Raw genomic sequence first — 17,126 nt, forward strand, 5'->3', positions numbered from 1 at the left:
TCAGGTCGCCGTCCCGGGCGCGGCCGCCGCGACCGGGCCCGCCACCGCGGGCACGGCGTCGGCGTCGATCGGGGCCGCGAACTGCGCCTCGTAGAGCCGCGTGTACGCGCCGCCCGCGGCGAGCAGCTCGGCGTGCGTGCCCTGCTCGACGATGCGGCCCGACTCCATCACGAGGATCAGGTCGGCGTCGCGGATCGTCGAGAGCCGGTGCGCGATCACGAAGCTCGTGCGGTCGCGACGCAGCGCGTTCATCGCGTGCTGCAGCAGCAGCTCGGTCCGCGTGTCGACCGAGCTCGTCGCCTCGTCGAGGATGAGCACGTCGGGCTGCGCGAGGAACGCGCGTGCGATCGTCACGAGCTGCTTCTCGCCGGCGGAGAGGTTCGACGCCTCGTCGTCGAGCACCGTGTCGTAGCCGTCGGGCAGCGTGCGCACGAACCGGTCGACGTAGGTCGCCCGCGCGGCCTCGAGGATCTCCTCCTCGGTCGCGCCGGGGCGCCCGTACGCGATGTTCTCGCGGATGGTGCCCGTGAACAGCCAGGTGTCCTGGAGCACCATGCCCATGCGCGAGCGCAGCTCGTGCCGCGACATCCGGGTGAGGTCGACGCCGTCGAGCGTGATCCGCCCGCCGTCGAGCTCGTAGAAGCGCATGATGAGGTTCACGAGCGTCGTCTTGCCGGCCCCGGTCGGGCCGACGATCGCGATCGACTGGCCGGGTTCGGCGGTCAGCGAGAGGTGGTCGATGAGGGGCTTCTCGGGCTCGTAGCGGAACGAGACGTCCTCGAAGGCGAGCCGGCCGGATGTCGCGGCCGCCGCCTCGCGCGGCGGCGCCTCCGACTCGACCGGGTCGGGCACCTGCTCGTCGGCGTCGAGCAGCTCGAACACGCGCTCGGCGCTCGCGACGCCCGACTGCAGCAGGTTCGCCATCGAGCCGAGCTGGCTGAGCGGCTGCGTGAACTGGCGCGAGTACTGGATGAAGGCCTGAACGTCGCCGAGGCTGATCGAGCCGCCCGCGACCATGAGCCCGCCCACCACGGCGATCGCGACGTAGACGAGGTTCCCGACGAACATCATGGCGGGCATGATGATGCCGCTGACGAACTGGGCGCCGAAGCTCGCCTCGAACAGCTCGCCGTTCTTGTCCTCGAAGGTGCGCTCGACCTCGTGGCGGCGCCCGAACACGCGCACGAGGGCGTGGCCCGTGTACGCCTCTTCGATCTGCGCGTTCAGCGTGCCCGTGTGGGTCCACTGCGCGATGAACAGCTTCTGCGAGCGCTTGGCGATGAGGGTCGTGATGAGCAGCGTGAGCGGGATCGTGACGAGCGCGATGAGCGCCAGCAGCGGCGAGATCGAGAACATCATCACGAGCACGCCCACGACGGTGAGCAGCGAGGTCAGCAACTGGCTCATGGTCTGCTGGAGCGACTGCGAGATGTTGTCGATGTCGTTCGTCACGCGCGAGAGCAGCTCGCCCCGCTGCATCCGGTCGAAGTAGGCCAGCGGGAGCCGATGGATCTTCGCCTCGACCTCCTCGCGGAGCCGGTACACGGTGCGCTGCGTGACGCCGTTCAGCACGTACCCCTGCGCCCAGCCGAACAGCGACGCGAGCACGTACAACGCGAGCACCCACGCGAGCACCGTCGCGAGCGCCGTGAAGTCGATGCCGGCGCCGGGCGTGAGGTGCATCGAGGCGACCATGTCGGCCTGCTGCACCTGGCCGGCGGCGCGCAGCTGGTCGACGACCTGCTGCTGGGTCGCGCCGGGCGGCATCTGCGCCGAGACGAAGCCCTCGAAGATGATGTTCGTGGCCTGGCCGAGGATCTTCGGTCCGAGCACCGAGAACGTGACGCTGAGCACGCCGAGGAGCACCACGAACACGACGGCGGCGCGCTCGGGACGCAGCCGGCCGAGCAGCCGCCGAGCCGAGGGACCGAAGTTCATCGACTTCTCGACGGGCATGCCGGCGCCGGCGAACGGGCCGCCGCCCATCGGGCCGCGGCGGGGCGGCATGGGCAGGCGCGCCGGCGCGGCCGGGCGGGACTCGGGCGCGCTCATGCCGCCTCCTCCACGCTGAGCTGGCTCTCGACGATCTCGGCGTAGGCGGCCGAGCTCGCGAGCAGGTCGTCGTGCGTGCCCTGCGCCGTGATGCGGCCGTCCTCCACGACGAGGATCTTGTCGGCCCCGACGATGGTGGCGACGCGCTGCGCGACGACGATCACGGTCGCGTCCGACACCGAGCGCGCGAGCGCCGCCCGCAGGCGCGCGTCGGTGGCGGTGTCGAGGGCCGAGAACGAGTCGTCGAACAGGTAGATCGGCGGGCGTTTCACAAGGGCTCGCGCGATCGAGAGGCGCTGGCGCTGGCCGCCCGACACGTTCGTGCCGCCCTGGGCGATCGGCGCATCGAGCTGCTCGGGCATCGCGGCGACGAAGTCGCGGGCCTGCGCGATGGCGAGTGTGTCCCACAGCTCGGCGTCCGTGGCATCCGGGTCGCCGTAGCGCAGCGTCGACGCGACGGTGCCCGCGAACAGGTACGGCTTCTGCGGCACGAGCGCGAGCTGGGCGTTCAGCACGTCGGGGTCGAGCTCGCGCACATCGACGCCGCCGACGAGCACGGCGCCGCCAGTGGCGTCGAACAGCCGCGCGACGAGGTTGACGATCGTGGTCTTGCCCGCACCGGTCGCGCCGATGATGGCCGTGACCTCGCCGGGGTTCGCGACGAAGCTCACGTCGTGGAGCACCGGGTCCTCGGCGCCGGGATACGCGAAGTCGACGTGGCGGAACTCGACCGTACCGGGCGCCGTGACCGCAGAGACGGGCCGCTCGGGATCGGTCACGCTCGGGCGGGTCGCGAGGACCTCGTCGATGCGCCCGGCCGAGACCGCCGCGCGCGGCAGCAGCACCGCGATCATGGTCGACATCATGACCGCCATCAGGATCTGGATGAGGTAGGTCAGGAACGCCGTGAGCGACCCGATCTGCATCGAGCCGTCCTCGATCCGGAACGCCCCGAACCACAGCACGGCCACGCTCGAGACGTTGAGCACGAGCATCACGACCGGGAACACGAGCGCGAAGAGCCGCCCCGCGCGCAGCGCCGTGTCGGTGAGCGACGCGTTGGCCTCGGCGAACCGCTCGCTCTCGACGCCCTCGCGCACGAACGCGCGGATGACGCGGATGCCCGTGAGCTGTTCGCGCAGCACCCGGTTCACGCCGTCGATGCGCTTCTGCATCGACTGGAAGAGCGGCACCATCCGGCTGATGATCAGGCCGACCGCGATGAGCAGCACGGGCACCGCGACGACCATGATCCACGACAGCTCGAGGTCCTGCCGGAGCGCCATGATCACGCCGCCGATCGCGAGGATCGGCGCCGAGACGAGGATCGTGCACGACATCAGGACGAGCATCTGCACCTGCTGCACGTCGTTGGTCGTGCGCGTGATGAGGCTCGGCGCGCCGAAGCGCGTGACCTCCTGCTCGGAGAACTCGCCGACGCGGCGGAAGACGCCGGCGCGCACGTCGCGCCCGAACGCCATCGCGGCCTTCGCGCCGAAGTAGACGGCCGTGATCGCGCAGGCGATCTGCACGAGGGTGATGCCGAGCATGAGCGCGCCCGTCGAGAGGATGAATCCGGTGTCTCCCGTGACGACGCCCTGGTCGATGATCTCGGCGTTCAGGGTCGGCAGGTACAGCGACGCGATCGACTGCGCGAGCTGGAACACGACGACCGCGACGAGCAGGGGCCAATACGGCCGGAGGTAGCGCCGGAGCAGGCTCATGAGCATGGTGCGGCCTCCTTCGCGGGGGCAGACGGCGCGGGTCGATCGGCGGCGATCCCGCGGGCGATCAGGTCGGCGAGCTCGGCGGTGTCGAGCCCGGTCGTGTCGGAGAAGTGCGGGACGGCCGAGGCGAACGCGACCAGGCGCACGAATGCGAACACGCGCTCGGGCGGCACGCGCAGGCGCTCGAGCTCGGGTGCGAGCAGGTCGGTGAAGATGCCGACGATGAGCTCGGGCTCGGGGTGCGCGGGCGGGCGCGGGCGCCCGCCGAGGGAGGCGAACACGCCGAAGATGCCGGCGAAGCGGTCGTGGAACCGGTCGAGGATGAGGCGCAGCTTGAGCTCGAGCGACAGCGACGGGTCGATGCGCCGGAGCTCGTCCCGGAACGGCTCGGGATCGAGGAACTCCTCGACGGCTGCGTCGATGATCGCCTCCTTGTCGGCGAAGACGCGGAACAGCGTGCCCTCCGCGACGCCCGAGGCCTCGGCGATCTGGCGCGTCGTGACCTCCCGGCCGTGGGCGACGATGAGCGGCACGGTGGCGCGCGCGATGACGCGACGGCGTTCCTCGACAGGCATCGGGCGCGCACGGCCCGGGCGCTCGGTGACAGCGGACATGCGCCGATCGTAGACCCGGAGTGAGCGCTCACTCCATGATTCGCCGCTCGCCCTCGGCGAACACGCGCGACGCGCGGGTCAGCGACGAGCCGCGCCCGGGCGCGCCCGCCGCGCTCGACGGCGGCGGGCGATCAGGCCTGCGCGGCCGACCGGCTGCGACCGCCCAGGGCGCGCGCGTCGCGGTTGCCCGCGAGGTCCTTGCGAAGCTCCTTGGGCAGCGAGAACATCAGGTCCTCCTCGGCCGTCTTGACCTCCTGGACGTCGCCGAAGCCCGCGTCCTCGAGTTCGAGGAGCACTTCCTTGACAAGGCCCTCGGGCACCGACGCCCCGCTCGTCACGCCGACGGTCTCGGCGCCCTCGAGCCACTCCTGGCGGATCTCGGTCGAGTAGTCGACCCGGTAGGCGCGCTTCGCGCCGTACTCGAGCGCGACCTCGACGAGCCGAACGCTGTTGGAGGAGTTCGCGGAGCCCACCACGATCACCACGTCGGACTCGCGCGCGACCTTCTTGATCGCGACCTGGCGGTTCTGCGTGGCGTAGCAGATGTCGTCGGACGGCGGGTCCTGCAGGTTCGGGAACCGCTCGCGCAGGCGCCGCACGGTTTCCATCGTCTCGTCGACCGAGAGCGTGGTCTGCGAGAGCCACACGACCTTGTCGGGGTCGCGCACCTCGATGTTCGGCACGTCGTCGGGGCTGTTCACGAGCGTGACGTGGTCGGGCGCCTCGCCGGCCGTGCCCTCGACCTCCTCGTGGCCCTCGTGGCCGATGAGCAGGATCTCGAAGTCGTCGCGCGCGAATCGGACCGCCTCGCGGTGCACCTTGGTCACGAGCGGGCACGTGGCGTCGATCGCGTGCAGGCCGCGCTCGGCGGCCTCGTTGACCACCGCGGGCGAGACGCCGTGCGCGCTGAAGACGACGTGCGCCCCCTCGGGCACCTCGTCGACCTCCTCGACGAAGATCGCCCCCTGCTTCTCGAGCTCGGTGACCACGTGGATGTTGTGCACGATCTGCTTGCGCACGTACACGGGCGCGCCGTAGTGCTCGAGCGCCTTCTCGACCGCGATCACGGCGCGGTCGACGCCCGCGCAGTACCCCCGGGGCGCCGCGAGCAGCACCCGCTTGCGTCCTTGGACGGGGATATCCTTGAGCCGGCCGCGCACGCTCGGGATCCGAGGCATGCCGAGGTCGATCCGCGGGGCATCCGTCAAGCTCGTCACGGGTGCCATCCTACGCGGGCGCAGATGGCGAGCGGCTGGGAGGCGCATGGCTCAGGGCCCCACGACCCGCGACACCCCGTGGTCGGTCTCGATGCTCTCGGGCAAGCTCAAGGAGTACCTCGACCGGCTCGGCACGGTGTGGATCGAGGGCGAGGTCACGCAGTGGGGCGTGTCGGCCGGCAACGTCTACGGCAAGCTGAAGGACCTCGAGGCGGATGCCACGGTGTCGTTCACGATCTGGTCGTCGACGCGCGCGAAGCTCACGGAGCAGTTCAAGGCCGGCGACCACGTCGTCGCGCTCGTCAAGCCCAACTGGTGGGTCAAGGGCGGCTCGCTCACGATGCAGGTGTTCGACGTGCGCCACGTCGGGCTCGGCGACCTGCTCGAGCGCATCGAGCGCCTGCGTGCGCAGCTCGCCGCCGAGGGGCTGTTCGACGCGTCGCGCAAGACGCCGCTGCCCTTCCTCCCGGCGGTCATCGGCCTCGTCACGGGCAAGGACAGCGACGCCGAGCAGGACGTGGTCCGCAACGCCCGGCTCCGCTGGCCGGCGGTGGAGTTCCGGATGGCGTACGCCGCCGTCCAGGGCGACCGGTGCGCGCCCGAGGTGGTCGCCGCCATCCGACGGCTGGACGCCGACCCCGCCGTCGAGGTCATCATCGTCGCGCGCGGCGGCGGCGACTTCCAGAACCTCCTGGGCTTCAGCGACGAGCGCGTCGTGCGGGCCGCCGCCGCGGCCTCCACGCCCATCGTGAGCGCGATCGGGCACGAGGCCGACCGGCCGCTGCTCGACGAGGTCGCCGACCTGCGCGCGTCGACGCCGACGGATGCCGCGAAGCGCGTCGTGCCCGACGTCTCCGAGGAGCTCGTCCGCGTCGAGCAGGCGCGCGCCCGCGTCCGTATGCGCGTCACCACGCTCGTCAACCACGAGATCGACCGCATCGGGCACCTGCGCAGCCGGCCGGCCCTCGCCGACGCGTCGTGGATCGTCGACCGGCGCGCCGAGGACGTCACCCGCTGGGTCGCGCGCGGCGCCGAGCTCGCCGAACGCGCGATCGAACGCGCAGCGACGCGCACCGCCGAGCTGCGGTCGCAGCTGCGGGCGCTCTCGCCGCTCGCGACGCTCGAGCGCGGCTACGCCATCGTGCAGCGCGAGGAGGACGGCGTGCTGACCCGACCCGACCAGGCGCCCGAGGGCACGCCGCTGCGGATCACGCTGGCCGAGGGACGTCTCGCAGCGACATCCCGGGGGCCTGTCGGCGACGCCGAATAGAATGCCCTCCATGCCCACCACACCCCCGAGCGTCGCCGAGCTCAGCTACGAGCAGGCCCGAGACGAGCTCGTGCGCGTCGTCGCCGAGCTCGAGCAGGGTTCCGCGACGCTCGAGCAGTCGCTCGCCCTGTGGGAACGCGGCGAGGCGCTCGCGCAGCGCTGCGAGGAGTGGCTGCTCGGCGCCAAGGCGCGCCTCGACGCGGCGCGCGTGAAGGGCGGCGCCGCGGCATCCGACGCCCGCGCCGAGGGCGGCGAGGGCTGATGGCGCGCCGCGAACCCCGCGTGGTCGCCGAGCTCGGCCGTCCGGAGACGCCCGAGGAGACCGCCGCACGCAAGGCCGACGACGCGGTCAAGCGGCGCCAGCGCCAGACGGTGAAGAACCTCGTCGGCTCGCTCGTGGCGACCCTCGCGGTCGTCGCCGTGATCGTGCTCCTCGTGCCCCGCAGCGACGCCCCCATCGAGCGCGACATCGACGTCGCCGCGGTCGCCGCGCAGGCGCAGGTCGGCATCGAGCAGCAGCTCGCCGTGCCCGAACTGCCCGAGGGGTGGCGCTCGAACGACGCGTCGCTGCGCACCCGCGAGGCCGACGGCGTCACGGCATGGTACGCGGGCTACCTCACCCCGAGCGACGAGTACGCCGGCATGTACCAGGGCCTCAGCGCCAATCCCACGTGGACCGCCGCCCTGCTCGCGAACACCATCGCCACCGGCGTCGTCACGATCGACGGCGTCGAGTGGACGGTCTACGACAACCGCGAGTCCGACGCCGACGTCGGCAACGCGCGCTACGGCCTCGTCGCCGAGGCGGGCGAGAGCACCTTCGTACTGCTCGGCACCGCCGACCCCGAGGAGTTCGACACCCTGGCGAGGGCCATCGTCCCCGCCATCGACGCGCAGCGCTGAGAGGAGCGGCCGTGAGCCAGCCCGCCCCCGCACGACCCACCACCCCCGCCGAGACTTGGCGCGAACTCCGCGCGGGCAACGCGCGATTCGTCGCGGGAGTCCCCCAGCACCCCAGGCAGGATGTCGATCGCCGCACCGAGCTCGCCGACCACCAGCGCCCGCTCGTGGCCGTGTTCGGCTGCGCCGACTCGCGCCTCGCGGCCGAGATCATCTTCGACGTGGGCCTCGGCGACGCGTTCGTCGTGCGCAACGCCGGCCAGGTGATCTCCGACTCGGTCGTCGGCTCGCTCGAGTACGCGGTCGGCGTGCTCGGCGTCCCGCTCATCCTCGTCCTCGGCCACGACCAGTGCGGCGCCGTGCGGGCGGCGATCGACTCGCAGGCCGCCGACCCGGCGCCGCTCCCGGCGCACATCCAGTCGCTCGTCGACCGCATCGTGCCCGCGGTGCGCCGCGTCGCCGGCACCGCGGAGGGTCCCATCGACCCCGACTCGGTCGACGCCGCGTTCGTGGGGCGCGAGCACCTGCGCGACACGGTTGCCGAGCTCCTCGAGCGCTCCGAGGTGATCAGCGAGGCGATCGCAGCGGGTACGCTGGCTGTGGTCGGCGCGAACTACCGCCTGCTCGAGGGCCGCGCCGAGACCGACGTGGTCGTCGGTCGCATCTGAGGCCGTCGCGGCATCCGTTCGCCGCGCGCACTGGCGAGATCGAAGGGGAACACACCGTGGTGGACAACGCCGCCGACTACCGGATCGAACACGACACGATGGGCGAGGTGCGGGTCCCCGCGTCGGCGCTCTACCGCGCGCAGACGCAGCGCGCCGTCGAGAACTTCCCCATCTCGGGGCACGGCCTCGAGCCCGCGCAGGTCGCGGCGCTCGCGCGCATCAAGAAGTCCGCGGCCCTCGCCAACGCGCGCCTCGGCGTGCTCGACGCGCAGCTCGCGCAGGCGATCGCCGACGCCGCCGACGAGGTCATCGAGGGCCGGGTCGACATGGTGGCGCACTTCCCGGTCGACGTCTACCAGACCGGCTCCGGCACGTCGTCGAACATGAACATGAACGAGGTGCTCGCGACCATCGCGACCGAGAAGCTCGGCTCGCCGGTGCACCCGAACGACCACGTCAACGCGTCGCAGTCCTCGAACGACGTCTTCCCCACCTCGGTGCACATCGCGGTCACCGCCGCGCTGATCGACGAGCTCATCCCCTCGCTCGACCACCTCGCGGTGGCCCTCGAGGCCAAGGCCGAGGCGTGGGCCGACGTGGTCAAGGCCGGCCGCACGCACCTCATGGATGCCACGCCCGTCACGCTCGGCCAGGAGTTCGGCGGCTACGCCCGCCAGGTGCGCCTCGGCATCGAGCGCGTGCAGTCGGCGCTCCCGCGCGTGGCCGAGGTCCCGCTCGGCGGCACCGCCGTCGGCACGGGCATCAACACGCCCGCGGGCTTCCCGCAGCTGGTCATCGAGCTGCTCCAGCAGGAGACCGAGCTGCCGATCACCGAGGCGGCCGACCACTTCGAGGCGCAGGCCAACCGCGACGGCCTCGTCGAGGCGTCGGGCGCGCTGCGCACCATCGCGGTGAGCCTCACCAAGATCTGCAACGACCTCCGCTGGATGGGCTCGGGCCCGAACACCGGCCTCGGCGAGCTCTCCATCCCCGACCTGCAGCCCGGCTCGTCGATCATGCCCGGCAAGGTCAACCCGGTCGTGCCCGAGGCGGTCCTCATGGTCGCCTCGCGCGTCGTCGGCAACGACGCGACCATCGCGTGGGCCGGTGCGTCGGGCTCGTTCGAGCTCAACGTGCAGATCCCCGTCATGGGCACCGCCCTGCTCGAGTCGATCCGGCTGCTGTCGAACTCGGTGCGCGTGCTCGCCGACAAGACCATCGACGGCTTGCAGGCCAACGTGGAGCGCACGTCGGCGCTCGCGGGCATGTCGCCCTCGATCGTCACGCCGCTGAACAAGATCATCGGCTACGAGGCCGCGGCGAAGATCGCGAAGCACTCGGTCGCCAAGGGCATCACGGTGCGCGAGGCCGTGATCGACCTCGGGCACGTCGAGCGCGGCGAGCTGACCGAGGCCCAGCTCGACGAGGCGCTGCACCTGCTCTCGATGACGCGCCCGCCGCAGGCGAAGTAACGCGTCCGCACGCGACCGGGGCCCGGGCATCGCCCGGGCCCCGTTCGCGTGCTCAGGCGAGCTCGCCGCCGTCGAGCATCTCGGAGACGAGCGCCGCGATCGCCGAGCGCTCGGACCGGGTGAGCGTGACGTGGGCGAAGAGCGGATGCCCCTTCAGCGTCTCGATCACGCTCGCGACGCCGTCGTGCCGGCCCACGCGGAGGTTGTCGCGCTGGGCCACGTCGTGCGTGAGCACGACGCGCGAGTTCTGCCCCACGCGGCTGAGCACGGTGAGCAGCACGTTGCGCTCGAGCGACTGCGCCTCGTCGACGATCACGAACGCGTCGTGCAGCGAACGGCCGCGGATGTGCGTGAGCGGCAGCACCTCGAGGATGCCGCGGTCGACGACCTCCTCGAGCACGTTGTCGGACACGAGCGCGCCGAGCGTGTCGAAGACCGCCTGCGCCCAGGGGTTCATCTTCTCGCCCTGGTCGCCGGGCAGGAAGCCGAGCTCCTGGCCGCCGACCGCGTAGAGCGGGCGGAACACCATGATCTTCTTGTGCTGCTGGCGTTCGAGCACGGCCTCGAGGCCGGCGCACAGCGCGAGCGCCGACTTGCCGGTGCCGGCGCGCCCGCCGAGCGAGAGGATGCCGATCTCGGGGTCGAGCAGCAGGTCGATCGCGAGCCGCTGCTCGGCCGACCGGCCGTGCACGCCGAACACCTCGCGGTCGCCGCGCACGAGCCGCACCTCGCGCTCGCCCACCACGCGCCCGAGGGCCGAGCCGCGCTCGGAGTGGATGACGAGGCCGGTGTTCACCGGCATCCCGTCGAGCTCGCTCGTCGTGAGCGTCTCGTGCTCGTAGAGCTTGGCCATGTCATTCGAGCCGAGCGCGAGTTCGGCCATGCCGGTCCATCCCGAGTCGACGGCGAGCTCGGCGCGGTACTCCTGTGCGTCGAGCCCGACCGCCGCGGCCTTGATGCGCAGCGGCAGGTCCTTCGAGACGACGGTCACGTCGAGCCCGTCGTTCGCCAGGTTGAGCGCGCAGGCGAGGATCCGCGAGTCGTTGTCGGCGAGCTGCAGCCCGCTCGGCAGCACCGAGAGGCTCGAGTGGTTGAGCTCGACGCGCAGCGACCCGCCCTCGCCGACCGGGATCGGGAAGTCCAGGCGCTGGTGCTCGCGCCGCAGGTCGTCGAGGAGCCGCAGCGCGGCCCGCGCGAAGTAGCCGATCTCGGGGTCGTTGCGCTTGGCCTCGAGCTCGGTGATGACGACGACCGGCAGGACGACCGGGTGCTCGGCGAATCGGAACAGGGAGCGCGGGTCGGACAGCAGCACCGACGTGTCGAGCACGTAGGTGCGTTCGGCCTGCGCGGCACCCCGCGGGATCGCGTCGGACGGCCGCGTGCGGCGCTCCTCCGACTCGACCGGACCGTGGGGCTTGATGGGTTCGACAGAGGTCACGACCGCTCCTGCCCCGAGCTCTCGCTCGGCTCACGCGCCGGCGGGCGATCCCTCCACGAGCGGTTCACGAGCCGGCTCGACCGGGCGACTTGCCCGATGCCTCGACGGTACGTCCGACCGCCGACGCCGGGCCGCACGACACGCGGCGCGACATCCGCTGTTCACACACGGTGGACGAACGGCACTCCGGGCAGGCCCGGTCAGTAGGTGGCGGCCGTGTTGAACGAGACGAACGCGCCGCGCAGCATCTCGACGGTGTCCTCGGTCAGCACCGCGTGCACGCTGAGCCTCACGGTGCCGAGCCGGGTCGTCGCGGTCACGCCGTGGTTGTGGAGCGACGCCGAGAGCACCGTGACCTGGTCGGGCTCGGGTTCGAGCACCACGATGCCCGCGCGCTCGCTCTCGTCGCGCGAGGAGGCGATGCCGATCGCGAACTCGTCGGCCAGCTCGATCACGCGGCTGACGTTCTCGGCGACGCGCGCGTTCACCTCGGTCACGCCGACCGCGGCGATCTCCTCCATCGCGGCGGCGAACCGGGCCTGCGCGATCGGGTCGGGGTTCGACACGCGGTACGCGCGGGCGCCCGCGGCGGGCGGCGGCACCTCGTCCCACACCTCGTCCTCGTCGGTGCCCGTGTAGCTGGACCACACGGGAGTGAGACGCTCGACGGCGCGCTCGGAGAGGGCCATGAACCCGGTGCCCCACCCCGCGCGACACCACTTCTGCCCGCCCGTGACGACGACGTCGGCCAGCTCCCACGGCGCGTCGACGACCCCGAAGCCCTGGATCGCGTCGACCACTAGCAGCCGGTCGCCGATGACCTGGCGGATGCCCTCGAGGTCGCACAGGTACCCGGTGCGGCTGTCGACGAGGCTGACCGCGACCGCCGCGACGTTCGACTCGAGCTGCTCGCGGATCTGCCCGGGCGTCACCTTGCCGTGGTCGGTCTCGAGCCACGCGGGCTGCACCGAGTGCAGCGCCTCGCTCGCGCGCACGGCCGCGATCGGCACGCTCGGGAACTCGCCCGGCGAGAGCAGCACCGTCCCGGTCAGGCCGAACATCGCGTGCATGAGCCCGGTCGAGGTGTTGGGGATCGACACGATCCGCTCGGCGGGCGTGCGGGTGAGGGCGGATGCCGCGGCGCGCAGCCGCGCATCCTGCTCGCGGAACGCCTCCATGCTGCCGTGCCGCGCCCGCTCGAGCACCTGCGTGAACGCGAGGGTCTCCTCGGCGGCGACCCGCGCGAGCGGCCCGACCCGGGCGTAATCGAGGTAGCCGGGTTCCTCGCCGAACCCGGCCACGTACTCTTCGATGGTCACGGATGTGCCCCCTTCTCCGAGCCACATCATGGCAGAAAGCGGAGCCGGGGTGATCAGCCGCCGAAGCGCCGATGCCGCATCGTGTAGTCGCGCACAGCCCGGAGGAAGTCGACCTCGCGCAGGTCGGGCCCGAGGGCCTCGACGAAGTAGAACTCGCTGTGCGCGGCCTGCCACAGCATGAAGTCGCTGAGCCGCTGCTCGCCCGAGGTGCGGATCACGAGATCGGGGTCGGGCTGCCCGCCCGTGTAGAGGTGCTCGCCGATCAGCTCGGGCGTCAGCCGCTCCGCGAGGTCCTCGAGGCTGCGCCCCTCGGCGTGGTGCGCGGCGACGATCGAGCGCATCGCGTCGGTGATCTCCTTGCGTCCGCCGTAGCCGACCGCGAGGTTGACGTGGAGTCCGGTCTTACCGGCCGTGCGCTGCTCGGCGGCGTCGAGGGCCGCGACGAGCGGCTCGGGCAGCCCCGTGTCGGAGCCGACGTGCTGGACGCGCCAGTCGCGGTAGTGGCTGAGCTCCTCGGCGAGGTCGGCGATGATCTCGATGAGGTCGGAGAGCTCCTCGGGCGTGCGGTTCACGAGGTTGTCGCTCGAGAGCAGGTAGAGCGTGACCACCCTGATGCCGAGGTCGTCGCACCACTCGAGGAACTCGCGCATCTTGGCCGCGCCCGCGCGGTGCCCGTGAGCCGACTCGTAGCCCAGCTGCCTGGCCCAGCGACGGTTGCCGTCGATGATCATGGCGACGTGGTGCGGGAGTTCGGCCTGATCGAGTTCGCGCCGGAGCCGGTTCTGGTAGAGCCGGTAGAGGAAGCCGCGACCCGAGTGATGATCGCTCGTCTGCACGCGACTACGCTACCCCTCCGCGGGGCCCCGGCTCACAGCAAGCCGTGATGCGCGCAGCCCTACGCTTGCCCCATGACTGCGCACGAGCCCGAGGATGTCGCCGACCACCTCCGCCGACCGGTGTCCGAGCTCGACGATGCCGATGCGGCCGTCGCGGTCGACGACCGACGCGGCCCCGAGCTGCCCAACCTCCCGCTCATCGACGCGTCGCCCGAGCACCCGGCCGAGCTCAAGCCGACCTGGCGCGGGTGGATCCACGCGGGCACGTTCCCGGTCACGATCGCCGCGGGCATCGTGCTCATCGCCCTCGCCGAGGGCCCGTGGGCGAAGTGGGCGTCGGCGGTGTTCACGCTCACGTCGATGCTGCTCTTCGGCAACTCGGCGCTGTACCACCGCTTCGACTGGAAGCCGCGCACGAAGGTGATCCTCAAGCGCATCGACCACGCGAACATCTTCCTGCTCATCGCGGGCACCTACACGCCGCTCGCGCTGCTCGCCCTGCCGCCCGAGAAGGGCTTCCTGCTGCTCGCCATCGTCTGGGGCGGCGCCCTGCTCGGCATCGGCTTCCGCGTGTTCTGGATCACGGCGCCGCGCTGGCTCTACGTGCCGCTCTACCTGCTGCTCGGCTGGGCCGCCGTGATGTACCTCGGCGACCTGCTCGCGGCGAGCGTCGCGATGATGGTGCTCGTCATCGTCGGCGGCGTGCTCTACACGATCGGCGCGGTCGTGTACGGCATCAAGAAGCCGAACCCGTGGCCGGGACGCTTCGGCTTCCACGAGATCTTCCACGTCTGCACGGTGCTGGCGTTCATGTGCCACTGGACGGCGACGCTGCTGATCGCGCTCGAGCCCGCGTACCACGCGGCCTGAGCGCCGGCCGCCCGGCGCCGGGCGGCTACTCGGGCTTCGCGGGCGAGCCGGATGCCGCGGCATCCGCCGGCCCGTCGGCCTCGCGCTCCTCGGCATCGAGGCGCTCGTTCGCCTCGGCACGGTAGTTCACGCGCCGGATGCGGCGGACCATGTCGAGCACCAGCAGCACCACGACGGCCATCACGATGAAGGTGATGACGAACCCCTCGACGCCGGGCGTGACGGTGTTCGGGTCGAATTCCTCCTCGGCCGCGGCAGCGACGAGCAACGCGACGGCGGGCGCGACGGGCATCGGGTTCCCTTCAGGGGGCGGGGTTAGGCTGGATGCCAAGCCTAGACGATGGAACCGGGAAGGAGCCGGGCGGTGCCCCCACGCGAATCCGCCGACGCAGCGGCCGAGGATGCCGCGCTCGACGGCGTTCCGGCGACGACGTCCCCCCGGCCCGAGGCGACCGACCTGGCCGGCCGATACGGCCGCACGCCGAGCCGTCGCCGCAGGGAGCGACTGCTGCTCGCGGGTGCGGCCGCGGCGTTCGCGGTCGTGCTCGTCGCCTGGGTGGTGTGGGCCGGACTCGACGGGTCGAAACCGCAGGTGCAGGCCACCGACCTCGGACACCGGCTCCTCGACGACCGCGCCGTCGAGGTGACGTGGCGGCTCTCCGTGCCGGCGGGCAACGAGACCGCGTGCATCGTCAAGGCCCTGAACGAGGACTTCACGGTCGTCGGCTGGAAGGTCGTCGAGATCCCCGCCTCCGAGCGCCCGTTGCGCACGCTCACGGAGCGCGTGCGCATCGCCCAGGAGGCCAACACGGGTTTGGTCGACCACTGCTGGCTGGTCTAACATAGGAGATTCGCTCCAGCACCTGCTGGGGCGTCATGTCTATCCACGGGAGTGTGCACCATGGCGCAGGACGCCACCGCGACCACCTGGTTGACCCAGGAGGCCTACGACCGGCTCGCCGCTGAGCTCGAGCACCTCTCCACCACGGGCCGCGAGGAGATCGCGAAGCGCATCGAGGCCGCTCGTGAGGAGGGCGACCTCAAGGAGAACGGCGGCTACCACGCCGCGAAGGACGAGCAGGGCAAGCAGGAGGCCCGCATCCGCCAGCTCACCGAGCTGCTGCGCACCGCCGAGGTCGGCGAGGCGCCCGCCTCGAGCGGCGTCGTCGAGTCGGGCACGGTCATCACCGCGATCGTCGCGGGCGACGAGGAGCGCTTCCTCATCGGCAGCCGGGAGATCGCCGGCGACTCCGAGCTCGACGTCTTCAGCGAGCAGTCCCCGCTCGGCGCGGCCATCCTCGGCCTGAAGGTCGGCGAGAAGACCAGCTACACCGCGCCGAACGGCCGCGAGATCGCGGTCGAGGTCACCGGCGTCGACACCTGGACCGGTCAGTGACCTGCTGACCCGGCACCATCGCGAACGGCCCCTCCTCGGAGGGGCCGTTCGTCATTCCTCGATGATCTCGGGTTCGTAGCCCGCACGCCGCAGCACCTGGACGACCTCGTCGCGGTGCTCCGGACCGCGAGTCTCGACCGAGAGCTGCAGGGCGACCTCGGAGATCTGCATGCCCGCGCCGTGGCGCGTGTGCAGCACCTCGACGACGTTCGCGTTCGCCTCGGCGAGCAGCTCGGCGATGCGGGCCAGCTGGCCGGGCCGGTCGGGCAGGCCGATCCGCAGCGTGAGATAGCGGTCGGATGCCGCGAGCCCGTGCGCGATGACGCGCTGCATGAGCAGCGGGTCGATGTTGCCACCGGAGAGGAGCACCACGATCGGCCCGTCGGAGTGCACCTTGCCGGTCATCAGCGCCGCGACGCCGACCGCGCCGGCGGGCTCGACCACGAGCTTCGCGCGCTCCAGCAGCACGAGCAGGGCGCGGGCGATGTCGTCCTCCGTCACCGTCACGACGTCGTCGAGCGTCTCGCGGATGATCTCGAAGTTCAGCTCGCCGGGGCGGTAGACGGCGATGCCGTCGGCGATCGTCGGCACGACGGGCACGGGGACCGGCTCGCCCGCGGCGAGCGACGGCACGTAGGGCGACGCGTTCTCGGCCTGCACGCCGATCACGCGGATGGTGCGGCCCTGCTCGGCGGCCTTGAGCTTCGCGGCGCTCGCGATGCCGGCGGCGAGCCCGCCGCCGCCGATCGGCACGACGATGGTCGTGGCGTCCGGCGCCTGCTCGAGGATCTCGAGGCCGAGCGTGCCCTGGCCGGCGACCACGTCGGCGTGGTCGAACGGCGGGATGATGGTCGCCCCGGTCTCGGCGGCGAAGCGGGCGGCCGCCTCGAGGGTCTCGCCGATCGAGTCGCCCCGCAGCACCACGTCGGCGCCGTACGCACGAGTGGCCTCGAGCTTGGGCAGCGCGACCCCGACGGGCATGAAGATGGTCGCCCGGATGCCGAGCTCGCGTGCGGCGAACGCGACGCCCTGCGCGTGGTTGCCCGCCGAGGCGGCCACGACGCCGCGCGCTCGCTCGTCGGGCGAGAGCTGCGACATCCGGTTGTAGGCGCCCCGGAGCTTGTAGGAGCCGGTGCGCTGCAGGTTCTCGCACTTCAGGTGCACGGGGACGCCGGCGAGGGCGCCGAGGAAGCGCGAGGTCTCCATCGGGGTGCGTCGCGCGATGGCCGAGACCGTGCGCTGCGCCTGCTCGAACGCGGCGAGGTCGGGGCCGGGCCAGGCGGGGCCGGGCGCGGCGGCGGAGCGGGCAGCCGGCTCGGCCGGCCGGGCGTCGAGGGCGTGGTTCAT

The 17,126-nt window shown here is 71.9% G+C and carries 17 protein-coding genes; 8 read left to right on the forward strand and 9 right to left on the reverse strand.

Translation table 11 applies throughout. The features are described from left to right. The 4 genes from JOD46_RS14285 to JOD46_RS14300 form a co-directional block, all read right to left on the reverse strand. Complete coding sequence (locus JOD46_RS14285) at positions 1-2,052, reverse strand: ABC transporter ATP-binding protein (protein ID WP_204395180.1); 2,052 nt, start codon at positions 2,050-2,052, stop codon at positions 1-3. Beyond that, complete coding sequence (locus tag JOD46_RS14290) at positions 2,049-3,782, reverse strand: ABC transporter ATP-binding protein (protein ID WP_204395181.1); 1,734 nt, start codon at positions 3,780-3,782, stop codon at positions 2,049-2,051. The genes JOD46_RS14285 and JOD46_RS14290 overlap by 4 nt, the downstream gene beginning before the upstream one ends. Further along, the gene (locus tag JOD46_RS14295) at positions 3,773-4,393 is read right to left on the reverse strand and encodes a TetR/AcrR family transcriptional regulator (protein ID WP_204395182.1); all 621 of its coding nucleotides are present in this window, start codon (positions 4,391-4,393) and stop codon (positions 3,773-3,775) included. The genes JOD46_RS14290 and JOD46_RS14295 overlap by 10 nt, the downstream gene beginning before the upstream one ends. Before the next feature lie 131 nt (positions 4,394-4,524). Beyond that, positions 4,525-5,571 carry a 4-hydroxy-3-methylbut-2-enyl diphosphate reductase gene (locus tag JOD46_RS14300; protein ID WP_204396699.1) on the reverse strand — a complete coding sequence of 349 codons (1,047 nt, stop codon included), beginning with the start codon at positions 5,569-5,571 and terminating at the stop codon, positions 4,525-4,527. An 85-nt stretch (positions 5,572-5,656) separates the two neighbouring features. Between JOD46_RS14300 and xseA the strand changes: the two genes are divergently transcribed. The 5 genes from xseA to JOD46_RS14325 are packed head-to-tail and all read left to right on the forward strand — an operon-like array spanning position 5,657 to position 9,920. Further along, entirely contained in the window at positions 5,657-6,880 is a 1,224-nt protein-coding gene (xseA, locus tag JOD46_RS14305; protein ID WP_239562787.1) for an exodeoxyribonuclease VII large subunit, read from the forward strand. Between the two features lies 1 nt (position 6,881). Further along, positions 6,882-7,142 (forward strand): exodeoxyribonuclease VII small subunit, encoded by a 261-nt coding sequence (locus JOD46_RS14310; protein WP_372432670.1) that lies wholly within the window; start codon positions 6,882-6,884, stop codon positions 7,140-7,142. Continuing rightward, entirely contained in the window at positions 7,142-7,783 is a 642-nt protein-coding gene (locus JOD46_RS14315) for a DUF4245 family protein (protein ID WP_204395185.1), read from the forward strand. The genes JOD46_RS14310 and JOD46_RS14315 overlap by 1 nt, the downstream gene beginning before the upstream one ends. Positions 7,784-7,794: 11 nt before the next feature. Continuing rightward, positions 7,795-8,448: a carbonic anhydrase gene (locus JOD46_RS14320; RefSeq protein WP_204395186.1), complete on the forward strand. Its 654-nt coding sequence runs from the start codon at positions 7,795-7,797 to the stop codon at positions 8,446-8,448. 56 nt (positions 8,449-8,504) lie between these two features. Continuing rightward, entirely contained in the window at positions 8,505-9,920 is a 1,416-nt protein-coding gene (locus tag JOD46_RS14325) for a class II fumarate hydratase (RefSeq protein WP_204395187.1), read from the forward strand. Positions 9,921-9,972: 52 nt separating this feature from the next. Here the strand turns inward: JOD46_RS14325 and phoH2 are convergent, their stop codons facing one another. The 3 genes from phoH2 to JOD46_RS14340 form a co-directional block, all read right to left on the reverse strand. Then, positions 9,973-11,283 (reverse strand): RNA 5'-3' helicase PhoH2, encoded by a 1,311-nt coding sequence (phoH2, locus tag JOD46_RS14330; RefSeq protein WP_307835107.1) that lies wholly within the window; start codon positions 11,281-11,283, stop codon positions 9,973-9,975. Positions 11,284-11,558: 275 nt separating this feature from the next. Beyond that, on the reverse strand, positions 11,559-12,677 hold the full coding sequence (locus tag JOD46_RS14335; protein ID WP_307835053.1) for an aminotransferase class V-fold PLP-dependent enzyme: 1,119 nt from the start codon (positions 12,675-12,677) through the stop codon (positions 11,559-11,561). Between the two features lie 53 nt (positions 12,678-12,730). Next, positions 12,731-13,513 carry an isoprenyl transferase gene (locus JOD46_RS14340; RefSeq protein WP_204395188.1) on the reverse strand — a complete coding sequence of 261 codons (783 nt, stop codon included), beginning with the start codon at positions 13,511-13,513 and terminating at the stop codon, positions 12,731-12,733. Positions 13,514-13,585: 72 nt separating this feature from the next. Here JOD46_RS14340 and trhA point away from each other — a divergent pair, with 72 nt between their 5' ends. Then, positions 13,586-14,383, forward strand: coding sequence for a PAQR family membrane homeostasis protein TrhA (trhA, locus tag JOD46_RS14345; protein ID WP_204395189.1), 798 nt, complete (start codon positions 13,586-13,588; stop codon positions 14,381-14,383). A gap of 25 nt (positions 14,384-14,408) precedes the next feature. Here trhA and JOD46_RS14350 read toward each other — a convergent pair whose 3' ends face one another. Beyond that, positions 14,409-14,675 carry a hypothetical protein gene (locus tag JOD46_RS14350; RefSeq protein ID WP_239562789.1) on the reverse strand — a complete coding sequence of 89 codons (267 nt, stop codon included), beginning with the start codon at positions 14,673-14,675 and terminating at the stop codon, positions 14,409-14,411. 72 nt (positions 14,676-14,747) lie between these two features. Here JOD46_RS14350 and JOD46_RS14355 point away from each other — a divergent pair, with 72 nt between their 5' ends. After that, on the forward strand, positions 14,748-15,224 hold the full coding sequence (locus JOD46_RS14355; RefSeq protein WP_204395190.1) for a DUF4307 domain-containing protein: 477 nt from the start codon (positions 14,748-14,750) through the stop codon (positions 15,222-15,224). Positions 15,225-15,284: 60 nt separating this feature from the next. Then, complete coding sequence (greA, locus tag JOD46_RS14360; RefSeq protein WP_204395191.1) at positions 15,285-15,779, forward strand: transcription elongation factor GreA; 495 nt, start codon at positions 15,285-15,287, stop codon at positions 15,777-15,779. A gap of 51 nt (positions 15,780-15,830) precedes the next feature. Here greA and ilvA read toward each other — a convergent pair whose 3' ends face one another. Continuing rightward, entirely contained in the window at positions 15,831-17,126 is a 1,296-nt protein-coding gene (gene ilvA / locus JOD46_RS14365) for a threonine ammonia-lyase (protein ID WP_204395192.1), read from the reverse strand.

The organism is Agromyces aurantiacus (assembly GCF_016907355.1).
Classification (GTDB): Bacteria; Actinomycetota; Actinomycetes; order Actinomycetales; family Microbacteriaceae; genus Agromyces; species Agromyces aurantiacus.

Bases quoted from the DNA above. Each gene is read 5' to 3' on its own strand.
- JOD46_RS14285 (WP_204395180.1), bottom strand. From the start codon at position 2,052: ATGAGCGCGCCCGAGTCCCGCCCGGCCGCGCCGGCGCGCCTGCCCATG.
- JOD46_RS14290 (WP_204395181.1), bottom strand. From the start codon at position 3,782: ATGCTCATGAGCCTGCTCCGGCGCTACCTCCGGCCGTATTGGCCCCTG.
- JOD46_RS14295 (WP_204395182.1), bottom strand. From the start codon at position 4,393: ATGTCCGCTGTCACCGAGCGCCCGGGCCGTGCGCGCCCGATGCCTGTC.
- JOD46_RS14300 (WP_204396699.1), bottom strand. From the start codon at position 5,571: ATGCCTCGGATCCCGAGCGTGCGCGGCCGGCTCAAGGATATCCCCGTC.
- xseA (WP_239562787.1), top strand. From the start codon at position 5,657: ATGGCTCAGGGCCCCACGACCCGCGACACCCCGTGGTCGGTCTCGATG.
- JOD46_RS14310 (WP_372432670.1), top strand. From the start codon at position 6,882: ATGCCCTCCATGCCCACCACACCCCCGAGCGTCGCCGAGCTCAGCTAC.
- JOD46_RS14315 (WP_204395185.1), top strand. From the start codon at position 7,142: ATGGCGCGCCGCGAACCCCGCGTGGTCGCCGAGCTCGGCCGTCCGGAG.
- trhA (WP_204395189.1), top strand. From the start codon at position 13,586: ATGACTGCGCACGAGCCCGAGGATGTCGCCGACCACCTCCGCCGACCG.
- JOD46_RS14350 (WP_239562789.1), bottom strand. From the start codon at position 14,675: ATGCCCGTCGCGCCCGCCGTCGCGTTGCTCGTCGCTGCCGCGGCCGAG.
- greA (WP_204395191.1), top strand. From the start codon at position 15,285: ATGGCGCAGGACGCCACCGCGACCACCTGGTTGACCCAGGAGGCCTAC.
- ilvA (WP_204395192.1), bottom strand. From the start codon at position 17,126: ATGAACCACGCCCTCGACGCCCGGCCGGCCGAGCCGGCTGCCCGCTCC.